Source organism: Streptomyces sp. NPDC127038, assembly GCF_042725875.1.
In the GTDB taxonomy this organism is placed as follows: Bacteria; Actinomycetota; Actinomycetes; order Streptomycetales; family Streptomycetaceae; genus Streptomyces.
In genome coordinates this window covers 171,175-194,286 of sequence record NZ_JBHXDQ010000005.1, presented here as the reverse complement: position 1 = coordinate 194,286, position 23,112 = coordinate 171,175, and the positions used below count along the sequence as shown (strand labels likewise).

The 23,112-nt window shown below is 72.9% G+C and carries 23 protein-coding genes; 10 read left to right on the top strand and 13 right to left on the bottom strand.

What is annotated here, in order from left to right; genetic code table 11:
- Window positions 1–21 precede the first annotated feature (21 nt).
- Window positions 22–648, top strand: coding sequence for an alpha-ketoglutarate-dependent dioxygenase AlkB (locus ACFWI4_RS06105; RefSeq protein ID WP_387191485.1), 627 nt, complete (start codon window positions 22–24; stop codon window positions 646–648).
- An 18-nt stretch (window positions 649–666) separates the two neighbouring features.
- Here the strand turns inward: ACFWI4_RS06105 and ACFWI4_RS06100 are convergent, their stop codons facing one another.
- The 3 genes from ACFWI4_RS06100 to ACFWI4_RS06090 all read right to left on the bottom strand — a co-directional run bounded on the left by ACFWI4_RS06100 (window position 667) and on the right by ACFWI4_RS06090 (window position 4,060).
- Window positions 667–1,293, bottom strand: a complete 627-nt coding sequence (locus ACFWI4_RS06100) for a TetR family transcriptional regulator (RefSeq protein ID WP_387191546.1) — start codon at window positions 1,291–1,293, stop codon at window positions 667–669.
- On the bottom strand, window positions 1,290–2,735 hold the full coding sequence (locus ACFWI4_RS06095; RefSeq protein WP_387191544.1) for an MFS transporter: 1,446 nt from the start codon (window positions 2,733–2,735) through the stop codon (window positions 1,290–1,292). The genes ACFWI4_RS06100 and ACFWI4_RS06095 overlap by 4 nt, the downstream gene beginning before the upstream one ends.
- Before the next feature lie 119 nt (window positions 2,736–2,854).
- On the bottom strand, window positions 2,855–4,060 hold the full coding sequence (locus ACFWI4_RS06090) for an FAD-dependent monooxygenase (RefSeq protein ID WP_387191483.1): 1,206 nt from the start codon (window positions 4,058–4,060) through the stop codon (window positions 2,855–2,857).
- A gap of 349 nt (window positions 4,061–4,409) precedes the next feature.
- On the opposite strand from ACFWI4_RS06090, the gene ACFWI4_RS06085 reads away from it, so the two are divergent.
- Both ACFWI4_RS06085 and ACFWI4_RS06080 read left to right on the top strand, forming a co-directional pair.
- The gene (locus tag ACFWI4_RS06085; protein WP_387191481.1) at window positions 4,410–4,823 is read left to right on the top strand and encodes a tyrosinase cofactor; all 414 of its coding nucleotides are present in this window, start codon (window positions 4,410–4,412) and stop codon (window positions 4,821–4,823) included.
- Window positions 4,824–4,856: 33 nt separating this feature from the next.
- Entirely contained in the window at window positions 4,857–5,681 is an 825-nt protein-coding gene (locus ACFWI4_RS06080) for a tyrosinase family protein (RefSeq protein ID WP_387191479.1), read from the top strand.
- A gap of 41 nt (window positions 5,682–5,722) precedes the next feature.
- Here ACFWI4_RS06080 and ACFWI4_RS06075 read toward each other — a convergent pair whose 3' ends face one another.
- Both ACFWI4_RS06075 and ACFWI4_RS06070 read right to left on the bottom strand, forming a co-directional pair.
- Entirely contained in the window at window positions 5,723–6,430 is a 708-nt protein-coding gene (locus ACFWI4_RS06075) for a ribonuclease H (protein ID WP_387191476.1), read from the bottom strand.
- A 68-nt stretch (window positions 6,431–6,498) separates the two neighbouring features.
- A complete protein-coding gene (locus tag ACFWI4_RS06070) occupies window positions 6,499–7,296 on the bottom strand; it encodes a VOC family protein (protein ID WP_387191475.1) in 798 nt (265 codons plus the stop codon).
- Window positions 7,297–7,455: 159 nt separating this feature from the next.
- Here ACFWI4_RS06070 and ACFWI4_RS06065 point away from each other — a divergent pair, with 159 nt between their 5' ends.
- Window positions 7,456–8,472 (top strand): zinc-binding alcohol dehydrogenase family protein, encoded by a 1,017-nt coding sequence (locus ACFWI4_RS06065; RefSeq protein ID WP_387191542.1) that lies wholly within the window; start codon window positions 7,456–7,458, stop codon window positions 8,470–8,472.
- A gap of 175 nt (window positions 8,473–8,647) precedes the next feature.
- Window positions 8,648–9,844, top strand: a complete 1,197-nt coding sequence (locus ACFWI4_RS06060) for a PP2C family protein-serine/threonine phosphatase (RefSeq protein ID WP_387191473.1) — start codon at window positions 8,648–8,650, stop codon at window positions 9,842–9,844.
- A gap of 31 nt (window positions 9,845–9,875) precedes the next feature.
- Here ACFWI4_RS06060 and ACFWI4_RS06055 read toward each other — a convergent pair whose 3' ends face one another.
- On the bottom strand, window positions 9,876–10,358 hold the full coding sequence (locus tag ACFWI4_RS06055) for a VOC family protein (RefSeq protein ID WP_387191471.1): 483 nt from the start codon (window positions 10,356–10,358) through the stop codon (window positions 9,876–9,878).
- A gap of 268 nt (window positions 10,359–10,626) precedes the next feature.
- Here ACFWI4_RS06055 and ACFWI4_RS06050 point away from each other — a divergent pair, with 268 nt between their 5' ends.
- Entirely contained in the window at window positions 10,627–11,280 is a 654-nt protein-coding gene (locus ACFWI4_RS06050) for an ATP-dependent Clp protease proteolytic subunit (RefSeq protein ID WP_387191469.1), read from the top strand.
- 1 nt (window position 11,281) lies between these two features.
- Window positions 11,282–11,884, top strand: a complete 603-nt coding sequence (locus ACFWI4_RS06045; protein WP_387191467.1) for a ClpP family protease — start codon at window positions 11,282–11,284, stop codon at window positions 11,882–11,884.
- A 30-nt stretch (window positions 11,885–11,914) separates the two neighbouring features.
- Here the strand turns inward: ACFWI4_RS06045 and ACFWI4_RS06040 are convergent, their stop codons facing one another.
- Entirely contained in the window at window positions 11,915–12,400 is a 486-nt protein-coding gene (locus ACFWI4_RS06040) for a helix-turn-helix domain-containing protein (RefSeq protein WP_387191465.1), read from the bottom strand.
- Window positions 12,401–12,492: 92 nt separating this feature from the next.
- Complete coding sequence (locus tag ACFWI4_RS06035; RefSeq protein ID WP_387191463.1) at window positions 12,493–13,821, bottom strand: DUF6777 domain-containing protein; 1,329 nt, start codon at window positions 13,819–13,821, stop codon at window positions 12,493–12,495.
- Window positions 13,822–14,041: 220 nt separating this feature from the next.
- Here ACFWI4_RS06035 and ACFWI4_RS06030 point away from each other — a divergent pair, with 220 nt between their 5' ends.
- Entirely contained in the window at window positions 14,042–15,337 is a 1,296-nt protein-coding gene (locus ACFWI4_RS06030) for a streptophobe family protein (RefSeq protein ID WP_387191461.1), read from the top strand.
- Window positions 15,338–15,466: 129 nt separating this feature from the next.
- On the opposite strand, the gene ACFWI4_RS06025 is transcribed toward ACFWI4_RS06030, so the two are convergent.
- The 4 genes from ACFWI4_RS06025 to ACFWI4_RS06010 all read right to left on the bottom strand — a co-directional run bounded on the left by ACFWI4_RS06025 (window position 15,467) and on the right by ACFWI4_RS06010 (window position 20,140).
- Complete coding sequence (locus tag ACFWI4_RS06025; protein ID WP_387191459.1) at window positions 15,467–16,465, bottom strand: serine/threonine-protein kinase; 999 nt, start codon at window positions 16,463–16,465, stop codon at window positions 15,467–15,469.
- Window positions 16,466–16,499: 34 nt separating this feature from the next.
- Window positions 16,500–17,312 (bottom strand): hypothetical protein, encoded by an 813-nt coding sequence (locus tag ACFWI4_RS06020; protein WP_387191457.1) that lies wholly within the window; start codon window positions 17,310–17,312, stop codon window positions 16,500–16,502.
- Between the two features lie 6 nt (window positions 17,313–17,318).
- Window positions 17,319–19,661 carry an FHA domain-containing protein gene (locus ACFWI4_RS06015; protein WP_387191455.1) on the bottom strand — a complete coding sequence of 781 codons (2,343 nt, stop codon included), beginning with the start codon at window positions 19,659–19,661 and terminating at the stop codon, window positions 17,319–17,321.
- Window positions 19,662–19,729: 68 nt separating this feature from the next.
- Window positions 19,730–20,140: a hypothetical protein gene (locus tag ACFWI4_RS06010; protein ID WP_387191453.1), complete on the bottom strand. Its 411-nt coding sequence runs from the start codon at window positions 20,138–20,140 to the stop codon at window positions 19,730–19,732.
- 358 nt (window positions 20,141–20,498) lie between these two features.
- On the opposite strand from ACFWI4_RS06010, the gene ACFWI4_RS06005 reads away from it, so the two are divergent.
- Complete coding sequence (locus ACFWI4_RS06005) at window positions 20,499–20,876, top strand: nuclear transport factor 2 family protein (RefSeq protein WP_387191451.1); 378 nt, start codon at window positions 20,499–20,501, stop codon at window positions 20,874–20,876.
- A gap of 157 nt (window positions 20,877–21,033) precedes the next feature.
- On the opposite strand, the gene mgrA is transcribed toward ACFWI4_RS06005, so the two are convergent.
- Window positions 21,034–22,026 carry an L-glyceraldehyde 3-phosphate reductase gene (gene mgrA / locus ACFWI4_RS06000; RefSeq protein ID WP_387191449.1) on the bottom strand — a complete coding sequence of 331 codons (993 nt, stop codon included), beginning with the start codon at window positions 22,024–22,026 and terminating at the stop codon, window positions 21,034–21,036.
- 165 nt (window positions 22,027–22,191) lie between these two features.
- On the opposite strand from mgrA, the gene ACFWI4_RS05995 reads away from it, so the two are divergent.
- Entirely contained in the window at window positions 22,192–23,085 is an 894-nt protein-coding gene (locus tag ACFWI4_RS05995; RefSeq protein WP_387191447.1) for a LysR family transcriptional regulator, read from the top strand.
- Window positions 23,086–23,112: the final 27 nt, after the last annotated feature.

Genomic DNA, 23,112 nt, shown 5'->3' with positions numbered 1-23,112 from the left:
TTCTGGGAGTAGGCTGGCCCCATGGCCATGCACCTCCAGGGCTCGCTCTTCGACCAGACCGACGAACTCCGTCTGGGTTCCCTCGACGGGCTCCGCCGCACGACGCTGGGCGACGGGGCCTGGATCGACCTGCTGCCGGGCTGGGTGAGCGGGGCCGACGCGCTCTTCGCGCACCTCGCCGCCGAGGTCCCGTGGCGGGCCGAACGACGCCAGATGTACGAGCACGTGGTGGACGTTCCCCGGCTGCTCGCGTACTTCCGCGCGGACGATCCGCTGCCGCACCCGCTGCTCGACGAGGCCAGGGACGCCCTCTCGGCGCACTACGCCGGGGAACTGGGCGAGCCGTTCAGCACGGCGGGGCTCTGCTGCTACCGGGACGGCCGCGACAGCGTGGCCTGGCACGGGGACAGGATCGGCCGGGGCGCCCGCGAGGACACGATGGTCGCCATCCTGTCGGTGGGCGCCCCGCGCGATCTCCTGCTGCGGCCGCGCGGCGGCGGGGACACCGTCCGGCGGCCGCTGGGCCACGGCGACCTCATCGTGATGGGCGGCTCCTGCCAGCGCACCTGGGAACACGCGATCCCCAAGACGGCGAGGGCCACCGGACCCCGGATCAGCGTCCAGTTCCGGCCCGTCGGGGTGAGCTGACCCGCGGGGCGTGGCCGGTCACGGGGCGAGCTGGGCCTGCACGGCGGGCGCGTACCGCTCGACGATGTCGTCGACGGAGGTGCCCCGCAGATGGGGGCCCCGCGCGATCCCGTACATCACACCGAGGCCGAGCAGCGTGCTCACGGCGAGTTCGGCGCGCAGCCCCGCGTCCCGGCCGCTCAGCCGTCCGGCGAGACGGTCGCTGACCTGGGCGCGGAAGTTGGCCCGCAGGATCTCGCCCTGCTCCCCCTGGAGCGGGGCGAAGACGATCCTCAGGACGGGGTCGGCGCCGCGCTGGGTCTGCCCTTCGAGGAGGTGGCGGACCATGTGCCGGCCGAGCTCCTCCAGCGGCGCGTCCAGCAGGGCGTCGGCGTCGGACTCGAAGGACATCACGCGGGCGAACAGCGCGTCCTTGTTGCCGAAGTACTTCAGGATCAGCGGCGCGCTCACCCCGGCCCGGTCCGCGACCGCCTTGAGCGTGATGTCCGCGTGCGCGTGCCGGGCCAGCAGATAGCGGGCCGCGCGCAGGATCTCCGCCTTGCTCGCCTCGGCGTCGCGGCGGGGGGCGGGCGCGGCCTCCTGGTCACGGGGCTCGGCGGCCGGCGACGCCGTGAGACCGGAGTGCGGGGTGGTCACGGTGCTCAGGCTCCTTCGAGGGCCTCGTCGCGGGTCGCGCCGGTGGGGCGGCGGGTTCCGGGGGTCGCGCGCGAGGCGGGGTCGGCGGGAATCGACAGTGCGGCGGCACAGGCCACCAGTGCGACGGTACCCGCCATGACGAAGGCCAGCAGATAGCCGTGCAGGGTCGGCACCGGGGCGCCCGCGACGAGACTCGTGTGGTGCACGAGCACGGCGGCCACGGCGGCGCTGCACACGGCCTGCCCGATGGTGCGCATCAGGACGTTGACCCCGTTGGCCGAGGCGGTCTGCCCGGCGGGCACGGCGCGCAGGATCAGGGTGGGCAGCGCGGAGTAGGCGAAGGTCGTGCCGATCGAGCAGACCGTGGCGCCGAGGATGATCGCCCACAGGTCGCGGCTGTCGGCGATCCGCAGGACGTACCCGGAGGCGATGATCGCCGTGCCGAGGGCCAGGGTGATCCGGGGGCCGCGGGCCGCCGAGATGCGGGCCGAGACGGGCGAGAGCAGCAGCATCGTCACCCCGCCGGGCAGCAGGCACAGACCGGTGGCCACGATGGACAGGCCGAGCCCGTAGCCGGTGGCCTTGGGGGCCTGTACGAGCTGCGCGGTGACCAGCGAGTTGCCGTAGAAGGAGAAGCCGGTCAGCAGCGCGGCGATGTGGGGCAGGGCGACGCGCGGACGGGCGGCGAGCTTGAGGTCGACGAGGGGGCGCTCCGCGCGCAGCTGCTGGCGCCACCACAGCGCGAGGATCGCGGCGCAGCCGGCGAAGAGCCCGAGGATCCGCGGGCTCGACCAGCCCCAGGTGCCGCCCTCGGACACGGCGAGCAGCAGGCACACGAGACCGGCGGCCAGGCCCAGCGCGCCCAGGGTGTCGAAGCGGCCCGGCTCGCGCACGGGCGACTCGCGCACCGCCCACCAGGCCAGGGCCGTGCCGAAGACGCCGAGCGCGGTCGTCGCCCAGAACATGACGTGCCAGTTGTAGTACTGCACCACGAGGGCGGCGAGCGGCAGGCCGAGGGCGGCGCCGATGCCGACGGTGGAGCTCATCAGCGCGACGGCGGAACCCGTGCGCTCCGGCGGCAGTTCGTCGCGCAGGATGCTGATCGAGAGCGGGACCACGGCGGCGGCCGCGCCCTGAAGCGCCCGCGCCACGATCAGGACGCCGATGTCGGAGGTGAGCGCGCACATCAGCGAGCCGACCGTCATCATCCCGAGGGCCATGAGCAGCACGCGGCGCTTGCCGTACATGTCTCCGGCGCGGCCGAGGACGGGGGTGAGCACCGCTCCGGCGAGGAGGGTCGCGGTCACCATCCAGGAGACCGCGCCGGCCGAGGCGCCCGTCAGCCGGGGCAGATCGGGCAGCAGCGGGACGACCACCGTCTGCATGACGGCCATGAGGATCCCGCCGAACGCCAGGACAGGTATCGCGAGCCGCTCGCGCAGGGCCACCATCGGCACTCCAGAAGTAGACGTGAAAAAGAGGTGAATGACCATTCACCTTATCGGTGAATGGCCATTCACCCCAAGCGGAGTCCAGTTCCCGAGCGCCGTCGGCACGGCCGCCCGTACGGCTACCGCCGGTGGGCGCGGGCCTGCACCCCGCGGGCGACCTTGGGGCCGAGCCAGCGCTTGAGGCGGCGCAGCGCCTCCAGCCGGCCGGCCGCCCGGTCGACGCGGTAGTAGAGCTGCGGCGGGACGTACGGCAGCAGCGGTGAATGGCGCTGTCCGAGCAGGGCGAACATCTGGGCCGGCGGAAGCCCGATGTAGCGGGGCAGGTTCTCGTACCAGCGGGCGCTGTGGCGGGCCGCGCTCTGCACCGGAAGGAGCTCGGCCCTGCGTTCGCGCCCATAGCGGGTCAGGGCGGTGTCGAGGTCCTCGTGCTCACGCAGCGCCCGCGCCAGGGAGATCGCGTCCTCCAGGGCGAGGGTGGTGCCGGCGCCGATCGAGTAGTGCGTGGTGTGGGCCGCGTCGCCGAGCAGGACGAGGTTGCCCCGGTGCCAGGTGCGATTGGTCAGGGTGCGGAAGGTGAGCCACTGGGCGGCGCCGTCGGGCTGCGCCCGGCCGATCAGCCCGTGTCCGTCCAGCAGGTCCGCGAAGAGCTTCTCCAGCAGCGCGAGCCCCTCGGCCTCGCCCGCGGTGTCGAGCCCGAGGCCGCGCCAGGTCTCCGGGGAGCACTCGACGACCAAGGTGCTGCGGTCGTCCCCGAACCGGTAGGCGTAGCACCAGATCCAGCCGTGGTCCGTCTCCACGAAGGAGAAGGTGAACGAGTCGAAGACCTTGGCCGTGCCGAGCCAGACGTAGTGGTTGCGGCCGTGGACGATCTCGCTGCCGAAGTGGTCGGCGTGACGCTCGCGCAGGGCGCTGTTGACCCCGTCGCCCGCGACGACGAGGTCGGCGTCGGGCAGCCGGTCGGCCGTGATCTCGCTCTCGTACAGCACGCGGACCCCCAGGGTCCGGGCCCGCTCCGCGAGCAGGTCGAGCATCCGGCGGCGGCCGATGCCGAATCCCTCGTCCCCCGGGGCGACGGTCGTCCGGGCGCCGACATGGGCGACGCCTTCCGTCCAGCTCACCGAGTTCTCCCGGACGGCGAGCGCGGACGCCGGGTCGCCCTCGCGCAGCTTGTCGAGCAGGGCCGCCCAGTACGTCACGCCCCAGCCGTAGGTGGATCCGGCCGGGTTCCTCTCGTGGACGGTGATGTCATGGGACGGGTCCTGGAGCTTCATCAGGATCGAGAAGTACAGGCTTGCGGGTCCGCCACCGACGCACGCGATCTTCACGCGCACTCCCCTATGTTGCACAATGCGGTCAATTGATCACGAAGAGTAGCAGGGGGGAGGATGCGGGTGTCGCGGCGGCGGATCACGCCAGATCGCGGGCGTGAACCACGCCACCCGTCGGCGCCTTCGACAGCAAGATCATCACTACGGGACCCTCCCGCCGGAAGATCTCCTTCCGCGGGCGCGCGGCGACCACCCCCGACAGCAAGATCATCTTCGTTCAATCCTGTACGGCATATACGGGATTGTCCGGATCCCGGCCAACCGACATGCGGCGATTTCTCCTGCTGTTTGACGACCCGATAGGCATATCGGGTCATCGACACAGCTGATCACAGGAGGTCTCCGCATGCCGGAGCTCACTCGCCGCCGCGCCCTCGGGGCAGTCGGCGCCCTCGCCGCGGCCGCAGGCGCCCAGACCCTCGCCGCTTCCTCCGCGTCCGCGGCACCCGCCGGACCGGCCGCCGCGCCGCGGTCCATGGCAGGACACCATCACGACGGCCCGGAGCCCTTCGACGAGGTCTTCCAGGGGCGGCGCATAGAAGGCCGCCCGACGACCGGCGGCGGTCACCATCACATGGAGCACATGGGGGGCTACGCCGTGTTCATCGACGGCGCCGAACTGCACGTGATGAGCAACGCCGACGGCAGCTGGATCAGCGTCGTCAGCCACTACGCGCCGGTGCCCACCCCGCGCGACGCGGCCCGCGCCGCCGTCGTGGAGCTCCAGGGCGCGCCGCTCGTGCCCCTCGTCACCAACTGAACCACCCCGTAAGCAGATCGTGGAGTCCCGCACATGACCGTACGCAAGAACCAGGCGACCCTGACCGCCGACGAGAAGCGCCGATTCGTCGACGCGCTGCTGACGCTGAAGCGCAGCGGAAGGTACGACACCTTCGTCACCACGCACAACGCGTTCATCCTCGGCGACACCGACAACGGCGAGCGGACGGGCCACCGTTCACCCTCGTTCCTGCCCTGGCACCGCAGATTCCTGCTGGAGTTCGAGCGGGCGCTCCAGTCCGTCGACCCCTCGGTGGCACTGCCCTACTGGGACTGGAGCACCGACCGCACCGCGCGGGCGTCCCTGTGGGCGCCCGACTTCCTCGGCGGCACCGGACGCAGCCTGGACGGCCGGGTGATGGACGGCCCGTTCGCCGCCTCCGCGGGCAACTGGCCGATCAACGTCCGTGTCGACAGCCGCACTTACCTGCGCCGGTCACTGGGGACCGGCGTACGGGAACTGCCGACCCGGGCCGAGGTGGACTCCGTGCTCGCCATGGCGACGTACGACATGGCGCCCTGGAACAGCGGCTCGGACGGCTTCCGCAATCACCTCGAAGGCTGGCGGGGCGTCAACCTCCACAACCGGGTGCACGTCTGGGTCGGCGGCCAGATGTCCACCGGCGTCTCCCCCAACGACCCGGTGTTCTGGCTCCACCACGCCTTCATAGACCGGCTCTGGGCCCAGTGGCAGCGGCGGCACCCGGGATCCGGCTACCTCCCGCTCGCGGACACCCCGGACGTGATCGACCTCGGCGAGACGATGAAGCCGTGGAACGACACCCGCCCGTCCGATCTGCTCGACCACACCGCGTACTACACCTTCGACGCCGTGTGAGTCCGGCCGCACGGCCGTGACCGCCGGATGCGCCGGAGGTGTCAGGCCCCGCCCTGCGCCTCGGACCGGCACTCCGGGTGGCCCCAGCCCTGGGCGTTCTTCGCGATGGGCTCGCCCGCGGCATAGGAACGGCCGCACACGCAACGGCCGTTGAACTTCGCCTTGATGGTCCGGCTCGACGTGCTCTTACGGGCGGTCCCGGCCGCGGGACGACGGCGGGCGGCGCCCGCGACCGCGGGGGTGTCGGGGGAGGCGGGCGGCTCCGGGGAGCCGAGGTCACTGCCGGCAGGCCGCTGCACCACCGCGGCCTGGCTGGCGGCACGGTCGGCGAAGTCGTTCAGCCGGTCGCCGTCGACCTGGTGGGCGGGGACGTAACGGAACTCCACCGAGCGGCCGGTGAGGAGTTCGTCGATCCGGGCGACCAGTTCCTGATTGGCGACGGGCTTGCCCGCGGCCGTCTTCCAGCCCTTGCGCTTCCAGCCCGGCAGCCAGGTCGTGACGGCCTTCATCGCGTACTGGGAGTCCATCCGGATCTCCAGCGGAACGTCGGCGGCGACCGCCGTCAACAGGCGTTCCAGGGCGGTCAGTTCGGCGACGTTGTTCGTCGCCGTGCCCAGCGGTCCGGCCTCCCAGCGGGTGGGGGCCTCGTCCCCGTCGGCGACGACCCACGCCCATCCGGCGGGTCCCGGGTTTCCCTTCGAAGCCCCGTCACAGGCGGCAACAACGCGTTCAGGCATGACCCCGATCATGCCACGCCCCGGCCGGGGCCCGCGCACGGGCGCGGGCCCCGGTCACCTCCGAAGGCACCGGACGTGCGTCAGGACACGTCCGCCATCCCGGGCATCTCGCCCTGCGTCGTCTTCATGTCGATCACGGAGAACGACGCGCCCTGCGGGTCGCTCAGCGCGGCGAACCGGCCGAACGGGCTGTCCATCGGCCCGAAGCGCAGCACCGCGCCCCGGGCCGTCGCCTTGGCCACCGCGTCGTCGCAGTTCTCCACGCCGAAGTAGACGTTGACGTACGAGGGCACCTCGGGCGGGAAGTCGTCCGTCATCCGCATCCGGCCGAGGACCGGGTTGCCGCCGATGTTGAAGACGCGGAAGTCGACGGCGTCGTCCTGCACCTGCTGCGCGGTGAAGGGGAAGACGGCCGGGAAGAACGCGTCGGACTTCTCCGGATCGCGGGTGAACACCTCGGCCCACGCGTACGCGCCGGGATCGCCGATCGACTCGAAGCCCTCGTGGACCCCCGCCTGCCAGACGCCGAAGACGGCACCGCCGGGGTCACGGGCCAGCGCCATCGTGCCGAAGTCCCCGACCTGCATCGGTTCCATCAGCACCTCGCCGCCCTCACTCCTGATCTTCTCGGCGGTCGCGGCGGCGTCGGGCGAGGCGAAGTACAGACACCAGGCGGACTGGCCCTCCTGGCCGGGCATCGGCGGCACCACGGCGGCCACCGCCTTGCCGCCGGAGTAGGCCTGCGTGTAGTTCCCGTACTCCGAGGACGCCTCGCCGAACGTCCAGCCGAGCACGTCCCCGTAGAAGCTCTTGGCACCTTCGACATCGCTGAACATCGCGTCCGCCCAGCAGGGCGTTCCTTCAGGCTGTACGGCCATGACCCGGTCTTCTCCTGTCCGGTGAGCGGTTCCTGTGCGGTGAACGGTTGCGCGGTTCACGCTAACCAGCCTTCGGGCAGGCCGCGCGCCGAAGCGCCGGCCCCGCAGGACACTGGAGAGCGGGCCGATCCGGCGGACGACGGGACGGGGCACGGGATGATGCGGGCGTGGGAAGTGGTCTCACCGGGGCCGGTCGAGGACGAGCCGCTGCGCCTCGCGGAGCGACCCGTACCGGTGCCAGGACCGGACGAACTGCTGGTGCACGTCCGCGCCTGCGGGGTGTGCCGCACCGATCTGCACGTCACCGAGGGAGACCTGCCGGTGCGCCGGCCGCGCGTGACACCGGGCCACGAGGTCGTCGGTGCGGTGGCGGCGGCCGGTGACGCGGTGAGCGGCTTCGCGTCCGGTGACCGGGTCGGGGTCGCCTGGCTGCGCCGCACGGACGGTACCTGCGGGTACTGCCTGCGCGGGTCCGAGAACCTGTGCCCGGCGTCCGAGTACACCGGCTGGGACGCCGACGGCGGCTACGCGGAGTACACGACGGTGCCGGCCGCCTTCGCCCACCGGCTGCCCGAGGGCGTGGACGACGTCGCCCTGGCTCCGCTGCTGTGCGCGGGCATCATCGGCCACCGGGCGCTGCGCAGGGCCGCGCTGCCGCCGGGCGGCCGGCTCGGGCTGTACGGGTTCGGCGGCAGCGCCCATCTGTGCGCGCAGCTCGCGCTGGCCGAGGGCGCCACCGTGCACGTGCTGACCCGCGATCCGGCCGCCCGCCGGCTGGCCCTCGCGCTCGGAGCCGCGTCCGCGGGCGGGGCGTACGACGCGCCGCCCGAGCCGCTGGACAGCGCGATCCTGTTCGCGCCGGTCGGTGATCTGGTCCCGGTGGCCCTGCGGGCGCTGGACCGGGGCGGTGTCCTGGCCGTCGCCGGCATCCACCTGACCGACGTTCCGCCGCTCCGCTACGAGAGCGACCGGTTCTACGAGAAGGAGCTGCGCAGCGTCACCGCGAACACGCGCGAGGACGGTAGGGAGTTCCTCGCGCTCGCGGCCCGGTACGGCATCCGGGCCACGACCCACGCCTATCCGCTGGAGCGGGCGCCGGAGGCACTGCGGGACCTGAAGGCGGGCCGGTTCGACGGCGCGGCGGTGCTCGTGAACGACCGCGCGCCCCGGACCTGAGCATGCGGGCCGGCCACCGCCGTGCGTGGATGGAGCCAGGGTGTGCTGCGGTGGAGGTGCGATGGCGGGCCGGGGCGGCGACGGAACGACGGATCCGGCGACACCGGACCCCGGGACCCCGCGCGCGACGACACCGGGAACGGGGGCACCCGGGGCGCAGGCACATGGTTCAGATGTGGTCGGGGACAGGGTGTCGGCCCGGGTGTTCGAGGATGCCGTCGAGGCCATCGGGACCACGCTGGACGAACGCGGCACCTGCGAGGAGCTCGTGGCGTTCGTGTGCCGGCGGCTCTGCGAGGCAGCCGCCGTGGACCTGCTGCCCACGGACGTGCCGGCCGGCCGGCGCTCACCCGACGCCTTCGCCCGCGCCGCCACCGGTGGCCGCACCCGGCTGCTCACCCCGCCGGACGGCCCGCGCCCGCTGTCGGTCCGGGCCCTCGACGAGGGCCGCCCGATCGCCGCCTCGCTCGACCTGTCCGCCCGGACACCCCGGCAGGTCGCCGCCGTACCGCTGCTCGCCCACGGACGCCGTTACGGGGTGCTCCTCGCCGTCCGGCAGGGAGCGCCGTTCACCGGCACCGACCTGGCCGTCGCCCGGCACGCGGCGCGCCTCGCGGCCGTGCACCTCGGGCACTCCCGGCGGCACGCGTCCCTGCGCGGCACGGTCATGGACCTCCAGCGGGCCCTGCTCGCCTCGCCCGGCCGACCGCATCCGAACCTCGACCTGGCCACCCGCTATCTGCCCGCGGGCGGCGGCTCCCTGGTGGGCGGGGACTGGTTCGAGACCGTTCGGCTGCACTTCGGGCGGACCCTGCTGGTCGTGGGCGACGTCATGGGCCACGGTCTGGACGCGGCCGTGGACATGACCGCGTACCGCTCGATGCTGCGCTACGTCGCCTCCACGGACCTGCCGCCCCACCGGGTGCTGCGCCGGCTGGACACGGCCGTGTCCGAGGACGGCACCCGGCGTCCGGCCACGTGCCTGCTCGTCCGGGTCGATCCGGCGCGCGGCACCGCGGTGATCGCCGGTGCCGGGCATCTGCCGCCCGTCGTGTTCGCCGGTGACGGCACGGGCGAGCTGCTGCCCCTGCCGGTGGGGCCGCCCCTGGGCACGGGGCTCGGCGGCTACCAGCAGGTGGTCCGCCGGCTGTCCCCCGACGACACCCTGGTGATGTTCACCGACGGCCTCGTCGAGCGCCGGGACGAGGACATCGACGAGTCCCTCGCGCGGCTGGCCGCCCTGCGCCTGCCCCCGGGCGCCGGGGTCGACGAGCTGCTCGACGAGGTGCTCGCCAAGCTCGACGCCCGCCACGCCGAGGACGACGTGGCGGTGCTCGCGGCCCGGATCCGCTCGCGCGCCCATCCCGCCTGAACCGGCCCGGAACCCCTCTCGGAGCCGCCGCTCACTCCCCCGCGTGCGCCCGTTCCAGGGCCGCCATGTCCAGCTTCGTCATCTTGTACATCGCCTCGGCCGTACGGGTGGCCTTCTCCGTGTCCGCGTCGCCCAGCAGCTCGATCAGCCCGTCGGGGACGATCTGCCAGGACAGTCCGTACTTGTCCTTCATCCAGCCGCAGGGACCCGCCTGGCCGCCGTCCTCGATGAACTTGTCCCAGTAGTGGTCCACCTCCTCCTGGCCGTAGCAGTGGATCTGGAACGAGATCGCCTCGTCGAACGTGAACTGCGGGCCTCCGTTGACCGCGACGAACTTCTGGCCGTTGGCCGTGAACTCGATGGCCAGCACGGAACCGGGCGTCCCGGGCCCGGCCTCGGTGTAGTGGCCGATCCGGCCGATCCGGGAGTTCTTGAACATCGAGACGTAGTACTGCGCGGCCTCCTCGGCCTGGCCGTCGAACCACAGACAGGTGGCGAATCCATCGGCGGGCATGTCTACCTCCTCGGGCGGAAAGCGTCGTCTCCCCTGTCGACCGATCCTCGTCCGAAAACTCATCGGCCGCTCGCTCACGCCCCCGCCCGCGAGGAGTCGGGTCCGCCGGTCGCCTGCATCCGGGCCTTCTTCCGCCGCCTCCGCGCGGACGCCCGACCGCTCTGCCGACGGCGAATCTGCCGCGGGCCGAGAATTCCCGTCCGGCGTCCGCCCCGGAACGACAGTGGAGTCGGCGGCGACACCCGCCGCGTCACGACCAGGAGGACCCATGACACCGCTCATCACCGGCCGGTACCCGGACCGCTCGCCGCGGGCCGAGGAGGGCGACACCCCCGTGACCCGCTACGACGACCATCTGGCCGCGCAGTTGCTCGCCCAGCGGATCGTCTTCCTGGGCACCCAGGTCGACGAGGTCTCCGCGAACCGCGTGTGCGCCCAACTGCTCCTGCTCTCCGCCGAGGACGCGCGCTCCGACATCAGCCTGTACATCAACAGCCCCGGGGGTTCGGTGACCGCCGGACTCGCCATCTACGACACCATGCGGCTGATCCCCAACGACGTCTCCACCCTCGCGATGGGATTCGCCGCGAGCATGGGGCAGTTCCTGCTCAGCGTGGGGGCGGCCGGCAAGCGCTTCGCCCTGCCGAACGCGCGGATCATGATGCACCAGCCGTCCGCGGGCATCGGCGGCACCACCGCCGACATCGAGATCCAGGCGCAGAACCACGAGTTCACCAAGCGGGCCATCGAACGCATCACCGCGGAGCACACGGGCCAGAGCGAGGAGACGATCTCCAGGGACGGTGACCGGGACCGCTGGTTCACGGCGGAACAGGCCAGGGAGTACGGCATGGTCGACCGGGTCGTGGAGTCGCTCGCCGACGTCCGCCCGGCCGCGGCACGGCGACGGACGGGGCTCTGACATGGGGACGTACACGATTCCGAACGTCGTCGAGCGGACACCGCAGGGCGAGCGGTCGTACGACGTGTTCAGCCGGCTGCTGTCCGAGCGGATCATCTTCCTCGGCACCGAGATCGACGACGGGGTCGCCAACGTCGTCATCGCGCAGCTCCTCCATCTGGAGTCGTCGAGCCCGGAGAGCGAGATCGCGATCTACATCAACTCGCCCGGGGGATCGTTCACTTCGCTGATGGCCATCTACGACACGATGACCTTCGTCCAGGCGCCGGTCTCGACGTTCTGCGTCGGACAGGCCGCCTCCACGGCCGCCGTGCTGCTGGCCGGGGGCGACCCCGGGCGCCGGTTCGTGCTGGAGCACGCGCGGGTGCTGCTCGGCCAGCCCGCCAGCGGCGGCCGTCAGGGCACCGTGTCGGACCTCAGCCTCCAGGCCAAGGAGATGCTGAGGATCCGCGCGCAGGTCGAGGAGGTCCTGTCGCGGCACACCCACCACGACGTCGCGACGCTGCGCGCGGACATGGACCGCGACAAGATCTTCACCGCGCGGGAGGCGGTGGAGTACGGGCTCGCGGACGAGATCCTGAGCCGCCGGCTGGCCGTGGTCTGACCTCGGCCGCTCCCCCGGCGGCGACGGGCTTCAGGCGGCCAGGCACATCCCGTCGTACCGCGAGGCCGAGGAGGGGGCCGACCCGGCGCGGCTCCGGACGGACGGGCGGGAGCGCCGGATCAGGTCCCGCTGGGCCAGCGACAGCAGGTCACCCAGGCCGAGGCCCAGGGCGCGCGCGGCCGCGGCGAGGACCTCGGAGGACGCCTCCTTGCGGCCGCGCTCCACCTCCGAGAGGTAGGGCATGGAGATCCGGGCCGCCTCGGCCACGTCCTTGAGCGTGCGTTCCTGGGCCTGCCGTTCGCGCCGCAGGACGTCGCCGACCAGGTCGCGCCACAGCGGTTCCCGGGCCGGGGAAACGGGAGCGGGAGCGGCGGGGGCCGCGGGTCCCCGGCGCGGCGCGAGCGCCGGCGGGCGGGGCGCCCGGTCCGGGGCCTGCGGCGCCGTCGTGCGGGAGGGCCCGGCCGCGGCCGGGCGCAGGGGGATGACGCGGGCTTCGTTCGTCACGTGGTCGCTCACCCCTTCAGCCTAGGAGCGCCGCACGGCACGGCAAGGGACCGGCGTTCCGCTCTCGGTGAAGCGGACGGAACGCCGGTCGCCCCGGGGGATGTTCAGGACGCGGGGGCCTCCGCGGACGGACCCGCGGAGGACGCCGGCCCCGAGGCCGGAGGCGCCTCCGACGCGGGGGACGCGGGCTGGCTGGAGGGAGGCTCCGGAGGCGCCGAGGACGGCGGGGCGGAGGAGGGCGGTTCGGAGGAGGCGGAAGAGGTCGACGGTGACGAACTCCCGGACGACGGCGAGGTCGCGGTCGACGGGCACGGGCTTCCGGACCCCGGCTTCGAGCCGCCGGGCGAGACGCACGGTGAGGCGGAGCCCGAGACACTGGCCGAGGGCGAGGGGTTCACCGGCGGGTGGGTCTTCTTGTCCTTGTGGACGTCGTTGCCCCGGTGCCGGGCGATCCACTCGTTGTTCTCGGGGTCGTAGAGGACGAACACGTTGATGACGGTCGTCGAGGGTGCCACGACCACGACGTCCCTGGAGCGGTACCCGGGCCACGAGTCGCCCGTCGCCTTCGGGGTGCCCTTCTGCGCGACCGGCGGGAGGAGCGGGTTGCCGCAGGCGCAGCGCACCCGGGGCACACCGCGGGAGTCCACGAGCACGGCGGTGCCGGTCTGGAGGACCGACTGGAAGCTGGTGGGCGCGCCGTTGCGGTAGCCGTGGTTGGTGACCCGGGTGTCCAGGCGCAGTTGTACGGGCGTCAGCGAGCGCAGGTAGGCGGGGACCGCGTCCGGCTGGATGCCCTCGACCGACGCGAAGGCCTTGTTCTTCGCCGGGTCCGCGGTGAGCACGCTGATCTGCTTCTCCACGTCGCAGCTGGACACGTCGCGCGTGCCGCCGTAGAGGCCGGGCGCGTTGCCGCTCACGGCGACGGTGGCGTTGGCGGGTGCCGAGGTGGCCGGGGTCGCGGGGTTCGTCGGTGCGGCGGACGTGTCGTTGGCGGTCGACTCGGTGAACGGGTCGGGCCCCGCCTTGTCCGCGGACTGGAGGAAGACCTCGCTGCCGGCGTTCTTCGTCCCGCCGCCGTTGTTGGTGAAGACCAGTCCGAGGATCACGGCCGCCGCCACGACCCCGGTGATCAGCGCGACCCGCGGCGCCGAGCGCCACCAGGGCCGGTCGGGTCCCCCGCCGCCCGGCTGCCCGGGTCCGGGTGCCGCGCCGCCGGGTCCCTCGGGACCGCCCGCGCCACCGCCGCCCGTACCGCCCCCTCCGGTGCCACCGCCACCCGTGTCACCGCCTCCGGCTCCCGCGCCCGAGGCGCCGCTCGGCGGGCCGGCGGGCGGGACGTCGACGGGCTGGGTGGGGCTCGGCTGCGACGGGCCCGACAGCGGGCCCGAGGGCGGTCCGGTGGGACGGCCGGAGGACGGAGGTTCGACGCTCACGAGCTCTTCTTCCCGATGGAGGGGATGCCACGGCACCGAAGTGAAGTGCTGCTGGGCCGCAGTGCTTATGGGCCGTTTTCTTCCACAACGCACCCATTGTGTGCCCCGGTCCGCCGGTGCCCGCAAGCCGACGCGGTCGGCCGGTCGACCCGTGCCCGCATGCCGACGCGGTCGGCTCTCCCGAGGGGCGGACGCTGTCGGCGCTGCTTAGCGTGGCACCGTGAGCCCCCCGACACCGTCCGCCCACCCGGCCGACACCAGCGGCGCGCGTCCGGCCGCCCGGCACGGCTGGATCCAGGCCCTCGTGGCCGTCCTGGCCGGTCTGGTCCTCATGGGCGTGGTCGCCGCGCTCGGCCTGTGGGCGTCCGGCGCCACCGGCCTCCCCGACAACGCCTATCCACGGGTGGTCGCCGCCACCCTGGTCACGGCGGTCGGCGGCACCGTCGAGTTCACCGGCAACGCGGGAGCCATCGCCGAGACGAAGGCGGGCCTGACGGTCGTCCCGCTCTCGGTGACCCTGACCGGGGCGCTGGCGCTCGGGGCGGGCTTCCTGCGCCCGCTGCGGCACCGCGCGGTGGCCGGGGCTACGGAGCTGGCCGGCTGGGCCGGACGGATGGCCGTCCTGTGGCTGCTCGTCCTGATCGGACTGACGCTGGCGGCCCGCCAGAACTTCACCGTCGACCTGGGGAACGGCACCATCGGTGCCATCGGTGACCTGTTCGGCGCAACGCCCGAGGTGGGTTTCAAGGCGGCCGTGGCGCCGACCCTGTTCTTCGGGGTGCTCTGGCTCGCCGGTGTCTTCGTGATCGCGCTGCTGGTCTCGCGGGGCGCGGCGCTCCCGGCCCGGCTGCTGCGCTTCCAGGAGTCGGTGCGGCCGGCCGCGTACGCCATGGTGGTCCTGCTGCTGACCTGCGTGGGGCTCGGCGTGGTCATCGGACTGGTGGTGGCGGCGACCCGCGGGCATCCGGCCGAGACGTTCGCCGTGATGCTCCTCGGGCTGCCCAACGTGGTCTGGCTCGCGTTCACCATCGGGCTCGGCGCCACCTGGAACGGGCGCGTGGACGGGCCCTTCGGGCTGCCGATGCCGCATGTCCTCGACGAGGTGCTGCGCACTCCGGACGTCTCCGAGCTCAACCTCGGCTCGCTCGCCGACTACGACAGCCGGATCTGGTGGCTGGTGGCCGTCGACGCCGTCCTGCTGCTGGGGGCCGCGTTCCTGATGGCGGCCCGCTCGCCCGCCCGGACGCGGGCCTGGCAGCACGCCGTGCACATGGCGGTCGCGCTGGCGCTGACCGTGCTGATGATCTGTCTGCTCGGCCGGGTCTCCGCGCACTACGGCCTGTCGATCCTCGGTCTCGGCGACATCGGCGGGGGCCTGAAGGGCGAGCTGTTCCTGAACCCGCAGGTGTGGGGCGCCCTCGGCCTCGCCGTGCTGTGGGGGCTGGTCACCGGCTTCCTGGGCGCGCTGCTGGCCAACGGCGTCCGGCGCAAGGGAGCGGTCGGCCCGGACGCCTGACGGCGCGACGCCCCCTCACCGCAGGAACATCGCGCGACGCCCGCTCACCGCAGAACCCCCCGCGGCGCCCGCTCGGTGCCGGAACACCCCGCGGCGCCTCTCCGTGCCGGAACACCCCGCGGCGCCCGCTCAGTGCCGGAACACCGGCCTGGCCCACACCGGCGGCTCCGGTACGGGGCCCGGGCCGCCCCGGACGGCCCCGGTCTCCGTGCCCGTCCCTGTGCCGCCCCCGGTCACGGGACCGCGTGCGGCGATCCGCAGCGCGCTGACGAACGCCAGGCACGAGTCGTACCGGTCGTCGGGGCTCTTGGAGAGCGCCTTGGCGAGGACGGCGTCGACCGCGTCCGGGATGTCGGACCGTACGCTGCTCAGGGCCGGCGGCCGGTCGTACTGGTGGGCCCACAGCAGTGCCATGTCGTCGTCGCGCTGGAAGGGCGGGTGGCCGGCCATCGTCTCGTAGACGACGCAGCCGAGGCTGTAGACGTCGCAGCGGCCGTCGACCGGCTTGCCGGAGATCTGCTCCGGGGCCACGTAGTCGAGGGTGCCGACGAACTGCCCGACGCTCGTGAACCCGGTCAGCGACAGGGACTTCTTGGTGAGCCCGAAGTCCGTCAGATAGACGTGTTCGGGGTGGTCGCTGTCGGTGCCCTGGGCGACCAGGATGTTGCCGGGTTTCACGTCCCGGTGCACCAGGCCGTGGTCATGGGCGGCGTCGAGCGCGGAGGCGACCTGGATGCCGATCCGGGCGGCCACCGTGACCGTCATGGGTCCCTCGCGGTCCAGGAGATGACGCAGGTCGCGTCCGGCGACGTAGCGCATGGCGATGTAGAGGACGCCGTCCGTCTCGCCCGCCTCGAAGACGGGCACGATGTGCGGATGGTCGATCGCGGCGGCCACCCGTGACTCGTGGGTGAAGCGGCCGCGGAAGGTGTCGTTGCGGGCGAGTTCCGGGGCGAGGAGCTTGAGGGCGACGGTGCGGTCCAGGCGCAGGTCCTTGGCCTGGTAGACGACGGCCATTCCGCCGCGCCCGATCTCCCGCTCGATCCGGTAGCCCGCGATCTGCCGTCCGATCAGCTCGGAGGGCCGCCCGGAGAACGGGCTGGTGTCCGGCCCGGGCGACCCGTCCATCAGCCGTCACCCCGCCCGCGCCCCGCGCCGGACATCAGTCCTCGCCCCGGTCGTCGCCCCGGTCGTCGCCGTCGAAGGTGACCAGGCGGGTGGGCTCGTGTCCGCCCGGGGGCCCCTCCGGAGGTCCGCCGGGCGCGCCGTCCGGCGTGGACCCGCGCACGATCCGCGTCGGCTCCGCCCGGTACCCGCCCGCCGTGGCCGGCCCCCGGGTCCCGCTCGGTTCGGGCACCCGGTCCGGTTCCGGCACCCGGTCCGGCACCCGCGGCTCGTCCCGGTCCCCGGTCGCGCCGTCCTCCGGGACCGCGTCCCGGGACGGTTCCCGTTCCTCCTCCGGCCGGTTCGTCGTCTCGCGTCGCGCGGTGGAGGGGGTGCGTTCGGCGGCGAAGGTGCTCAGCCGGGTCCCGTCGCAGTACACCCACCGCTCGTGCTCGCCGTCGTACAGCCACATCGACTCGCCGTCGACCACCACCCCGATCCGGCTGCCCTGCGTACGGGCCCGGAAGTTCTCGGCCTCCAGCCGCCCGGACGCCAGTTCCTCCGCCGCCTGCCGGTAGTCGGTGAGCGCCTGCTCGACGCGGGCCAGCAGCGGGCGCGGGTCGGCCGTACGGGCGAGCGGCCGGGTCGCCACCGGGGGCACCTTCGGTACGGCGATCAGCAGCCGGCCGTCGACCCAGGCCGACCAGCCGTTGGCGCAGACGACCCGCCCCCAGTCCCCGAGCCGGTCGACGAGTTCGACCGGCAGGAGCGCGTCGAGGGGAACGGTGGGCCGGGAGGGGTCGGGCGACTCCCAGGCGGGCAGCCCGTCCTGCGGGACGACGTGCGTCGGACGGAAGCCGGGGCTCGTCATCGGCGGCTACTTCCGCATGACGGCGGGCTCGTGCCGGCGCAGCAGCAGGGCCACCAGCCAGCCGAAGACGACGGAGAGCACGACGAGCATGCCCATGTTGAGGAGCCACACGCCGGTGGAATGCCGGAACATCGGGTCGCCGGTGAGCTCGCCGGGCACGATCCGGGCGAGGCCGATGGTCCCGGCCATGGCGCCCAGGGCCCAGCGCGAGGGCACCAGCCAGGACAGCTGCTCCAGGCCGGGCACCCCGTGCAGTTTGAGCAGGGCGCCGCAGAAGACGACCTGGACGATGGCCAGCAGGACCAGCAGCGGCATCGTCACCTCCTCCTTGCGCACCACGGCCGACACGAGCAGGCCGAGCATCATCGCGGTGAAGGCGAGCAGGGCCACGGCCAGCGTGATCTCCAGGAGCGGTGGCATCAGCACGCCCTTGCCGCCCGGCGCCTTGAGGTCGACGCCGAAGAGGGCGACGAGGGTGAGCACGACGGCCTGGAGCACGGTGATGGTGCCGAGGACGACGACCTTGGACATCAGGTACGCCGATCTGGACAGGCCGACGGCCCGTTCCCGCTGGTAGATCGTGCGTTCCTTGACGAGTTCGCGCACGGCGTTGGCCGCTCCGGTCAGCACGCCGCCGACGCACAGGATGAGCAGCGCGTTCATCGCCGTGTCCTGGGTCAGTTTGCCGCCCGCCAGGGCCCGCGCCATCGCGCCCATCACGAACGGCAGGGCGATCATGATGGCGAGGAAGGTCCGGTCGGCTCCGAGGGCCGCGGCGTAACGGCGGACCAGCGTGCGCAGCTGGGAGCCCCAGCTCTGGGCCTTGGGCGGCGGTCCGACGAGCGCGCCGGTGGCCGCGTCCGGCAGCTTCGGCTGCACGGTCGACTTGTCGATGTACTGACGGTGGAACGGCGAGTCCTTGTACTCCCCCGCCCAGTCCCGGTCCGTGTCGCGCTCGAAGGCCTCGAACGCCTCGGGCCACTGCCGGTAGCCGAAGAAGGGCAGGGTGTCGTCGGGCGGTCCGTAGTAGGCGACCTTGCCGCCGGGCGCGAGGACCAGGAGCCGGTCGCAGACGTCGAGGCTGAGCACGCTGTGGGTGACGACGATGACGGTGCGGCCGTCGTCGGCGAGGCCGCGCAGCATGTGCATCACCGAGCGGTCCATGCCGGGGTCGAGTCCGGAGGTCGGTTCGTCGAGGAAGAGCAGGGACGGCTTGGTGAGCAGTTCGAGGGCGACGCTGACGCGCTTGCGCTGGCCGCCGGAGAGGCTGTGGATGGGCTGGTCGGCGCGTTGCACCAGGCCCAGCTCGCCGATCACCTCGTCCACCCTGGCCCGGCGCTCGGCCTTGGCGGTGTCCTGCGGGAAGCGCAGTTCCGCCGCGTAGGTGAGCGCGCGCCGGACGGTGAGCTGGGCGTGCAGGATGTCGTCCTGCGGGACGAGGCCGATGCGCTGGCGCAGTTCGGCGTAGTCGCGGTAGAGGTCTCGGCCGTCGTAGAGCACGGTGCCGTGATCGGCGGGCCGCTGTCCGGTGAGCGCGTTCAGGAGGGTGGACTTGCCGGCGCCGCTGGGGCCGACGACGGCGAGCAGACATTTCTCGCCGACGGGGAAGGACACCTGGTCGAGCAGGGTCTTGCGGCCCCGGTCCACCTCGACGACGAGATCCTGCACGTCGAGGGAGACCTCGCCGCTGTCGACGTACTCCTGGAGCTGGTCGCCCACGAGGCAGAACGCGGAGTGTCCGATGCCGACGATGTCACCCGGTGTGACGAGGGCGCGCTCGACGGGCTGGCCGTTGAGGAACGTGCCGTTGTGGCTGCCGAGGTCGGCGATCTCGTACGTCCCGTCGGGCCTGGCCAGCAGTTCGGCGTGGTTCCTGGAGACGATCAGGTCGTCGATGACGAGGTCGTTGTCGGGGGCGCGGCCGATGCGGACCGTGCGCGAGGGCAGGGGCCGTACGGTGGTCGGCTGCTTGAACGTGCTGGTGGCGGCCGGCATGGACACGGCCGAGGGGCGCTCGGCGGCGGGTGGGGGGCGGCGGACGAGGACGGCGCGCGGGCCGTCGGCGGGACTGCCGAAGCGGATCACGCTGCCGGGTCCGACGCCCCATTCGTGGACGCGCCGGCCGTCGGCGTACGTGCCGTTCGTGCTGTTCTCGTCCTCCAGCGTCCAGTGATCGGCCGAGGGCCGCAGCACCGCGTGGTGCCACGAGACCCGGACGTCGTCGATGACGACGTCGCACAGCGGATCGCGTCCGACGTGGTAGTCGTGGTTCGGACTCATCACCGTCGAGCCCGCCTCGGTTTCGAGGACGAGCTCGGGTGCGGTCGCCGCGACCGGCCTCTCTGCCATGCCAGAATTCTAACGATTCGCCCAGATGTGTGCCTGATCAGCGCCCGGCGGCCGGGGCGCCACGGGGGTCAGGCGGCGGAGGTGCCGAGCACGGCGGCGGTCCGGTGCATGCGCAGGGCGTCCACCGACTCCGCGAGCAGTTCGTACTCGGTGGTGTCGTCACTGGTGGATACACGGACCAGTTTTCCCGCCGCCAACTCCTCGGCCACCAGCTCCTGTTGATCCGAGTCGCCGCACCAGGCCCGCAGCATCGAGGGGACGTCCGGGACGCTCTCCCCCACCGGCGCGATGGAGTTGGGGGGAAAGGCGGGGTCCTCGGGCTGCGGATCGAGCCGTTCGGCCATCCAGGCGGCCCGGTCCCGCATCCACCACAGGGCCAGCGCGAGCGTCGGGGCGCGGTAGGTGCCCAGGGGTACGCCGACTCGCCGACCGCCGCACATGCCGTACGCGGTGACATGGCACAGGAATTCGTCGTGCACGTTTCTTCCCCCAGTGGCGTCGCTCGTCGGCGGTCCGGCCCTCGCTCTCCGTGCGGCTCATGGGCATCGCTCCGTGCAATTGCACAGGCATGGCTGAATTGCCCTACTGATTGAGTATCGCCACTACTGACACTCTGTCACCATGTGAATTCAGCCAGTCTCTTGGCATATTCACCGCGGCGGGTGGCCGAAAGGACACCGGCGGCCTCCGGGCCCCGGGGGCGTGGCATGACCCCTGAGGTAATCGACGCCCCGCGCGGTGCCCGTCACAGTGGTCACAACGCGTCCCGGAGCCGAACTCGGGGCCGGGACGCGGACCTTGACCATGGATACGTTCCCCGATGGAGGCTGGTTCACCATGTCCGCGAACACCGACCGCTACGAGACCGCCGTCGCCGCCTACTTCGAGGCCTGGAACGCGGACGGGCGGGACGCTCTGACGAAGGCGGTGGGCGCCGCCTGGGCCGCGGACGGCACGTACACCGACCCGCTCGCCGAGGCCCGCGGGCACGAGGGGATCGCGGACGTGATCGGCGCCGTGCACGAGCAGTTCCCCGGATTCGTCTTCCGTCCGCTCGGCGCCGTCGACGGGCACCACGACACGGCCCGGTTCGGCTGGGAGCTGGTCGACGCACGGGACGGCTCGGCGCCCGTCGCGGGGTTCGACGTGATCGTCCTGGACGACGAGGGCCGGATCCGCAGCGTGCTCGGCTTCCTGGACCGCGTCCCGGCCTGACGCGCCGGGGCGCCGGGTGCGGCGGGCGCCCCGCCGGCCGAACGGGGCGCGGGCTTCCGACCCGTGCCCGGCCCGACGCGCCGGGGCCCCTGACGCGCACGGGGTACGCGTCAGGGGCCCCGGTGTCCGGGCGCCGGCGCGGCCGGTCCCGTACCCGCTACGCCTTGGCCACCGCGTCGATCCGGGCGAGCTCGTCCTCGGTGAAGTCCAGGTTGCCGATGGCCTCGACGCTGTCCTCCAGCTGCCGCGGGCTGCTGGCACCGACCAGGGCCGAGGTGACCCGGCCGCCGCGCAGGACCCAGGCCAGCGCCAGCTGGGCCAGCGACTGACCGCGGCACTTGGCGATCTCGTCCAGGGTCCGCAGCCGGCCCACGAGATCCTCGGTGACCGTGTCCGCGCTCAGGAACGGGCTGTCGCTCGCGGCCCGCGAGTCCTCCGGGATGCCGTTCAGATAGCGGCCGGTGAGCAGGCCCTGCTCCAGCGGCGAGTACGCGATGGACCCCACCTGGAGCTCGTCGAGCGTGTCCAGCAGGCCCTCGTCCTCGGGGCGGCGGTCGAGCATCGAGTAGCGCGGCTGGTGGATGAGCAGCGGGGTGCCCAGGTCGGCCAGGATCCGGGCGGCCTCACGCGTCTGCTCCGCCGAGTAGTTCGAGACGCCGACGTACAGCGCCTTGCCCTGCTGGACCGCCGAGTGCAGGGCGCCCATCGTCTCCTCCAGGGGAGTCTCCGGGTCGGGGCGGTGCGAGTAGAAGATGTCGACGTGGTCGAGGCCCATCCGGCCCAGGCTCTGGTCGAGCGAGGACAGCAGGTACTTGCGCGAGCCCCATTCGCCGTAGGGGCCCGGCCACATCAGATAGCCGGCCTTGGTCGAGACGATCAGCTCGTCGCGGTGGTGCGAGAAGTCCGCCTTGAGGGCGTCGCCGAGGGCGGACTCGGCGGCGCCGGGCGGCGGGCCGTAGTTGTTCGCCAGGTCGAAGTGGGTGACGCCGAGGTCGAAGGCACGGCGCAGGATCGCCCGCTGGACGTCCACGGGCCGGTCGGGGCCGAAGTTGTGCCACAGACCGAGCGACAGCGCGGGCAGCTTCAGGCCGCTGCGTCCGGTGCGCCGGTAGGGCATGTCCGCGTAACGGTCGGGGTGCGGGGTGTACAACGCGTACTCCTGGGAGGCCGGGGAAAACAGGCTGCCTCCACTCTCGCGCGCCCCCGGGCCGGCGGTCCAACGGGAGGATCGGATGGCATTGAGCGATCCCGCTTCTCAATCGGTCCCGGTGCCCTCCGTCCGGAGCCTTCCGTCCGGCGCCTACCCTTGCGTCCCATGGAACTGCGTCATCTTCAGCACTTCGTCGCCGTCGCCGAGGACCGGCACTTCACCCGGGCGGCGGAGCGGCTCATGGTGTCGCAGTCGGGGCTCTCCTCGTCGGTCAGGGCGCTGGAGCGGGAGCTCCGGGCGCCGCTCTTCGTCCGTACGACCCGCCGGGTCACCCTCACGGAGGCCGGCCGCGCCCTGTTCGTCGAGGCCGAGCGGATCCTCGCCCAGGTGCGTTCGGCGCAGGACGCCGTGGCCGCCGTCCAGGGTGTGCTGCGCGGCACCCTCTCCCTCGGCACCGAGCAGTGCATCGCCGGGGTGCACAGCCCCCGGCTGCTGGCCGCGTTCCGGCGGCGGCATCCGGACGTGGAGATCCGGCTGCGCCAGGCGGGTTCCGAGGCGCTGGCCGAGGACGTCGCGGCGGGCCGGCTCGACCTCGCCTTCGCGGTACGGACCCGGGCCGACTCCGAGCACCTGCGGTCGGTCCCGCTGACCAGTGAGCCGATGACCGTGCTGTGCCACCCGGGGCACCGGCTCGCGACGGCCGCCGTCGTCACGCCGGGGGAACTGGGCGCGGAGGCCTTCGTCGACTTCCACCCCGACTGGGGTCCGCGGCGCACCACCGACGCGGCGTTCACGGCGGCGGGGGTGCAGCGGACGGTGGCCCTGGAGGTCAACGACGTCCACAGCCTCCTGGAGCTCGTCCACGAGGGTCTCGGGGTGGCCGTCGTACCCCGCCACTTCGGTCACAAGCCGGAGGCCCGCGATCTCACCGCGCTGCCGTTCAAGGGCGTCACGGAGACGTCGTACGAGACGGTCGCGATGCTGCCGCCGACGGCGGCCACGAGCCCGGCCGCACGGGCCCTGATGCTGCTGCTCGAATCTCCCGGGGAAGACGCCTGACCCGTTGCGGGCGCAGGGACGGCCGCG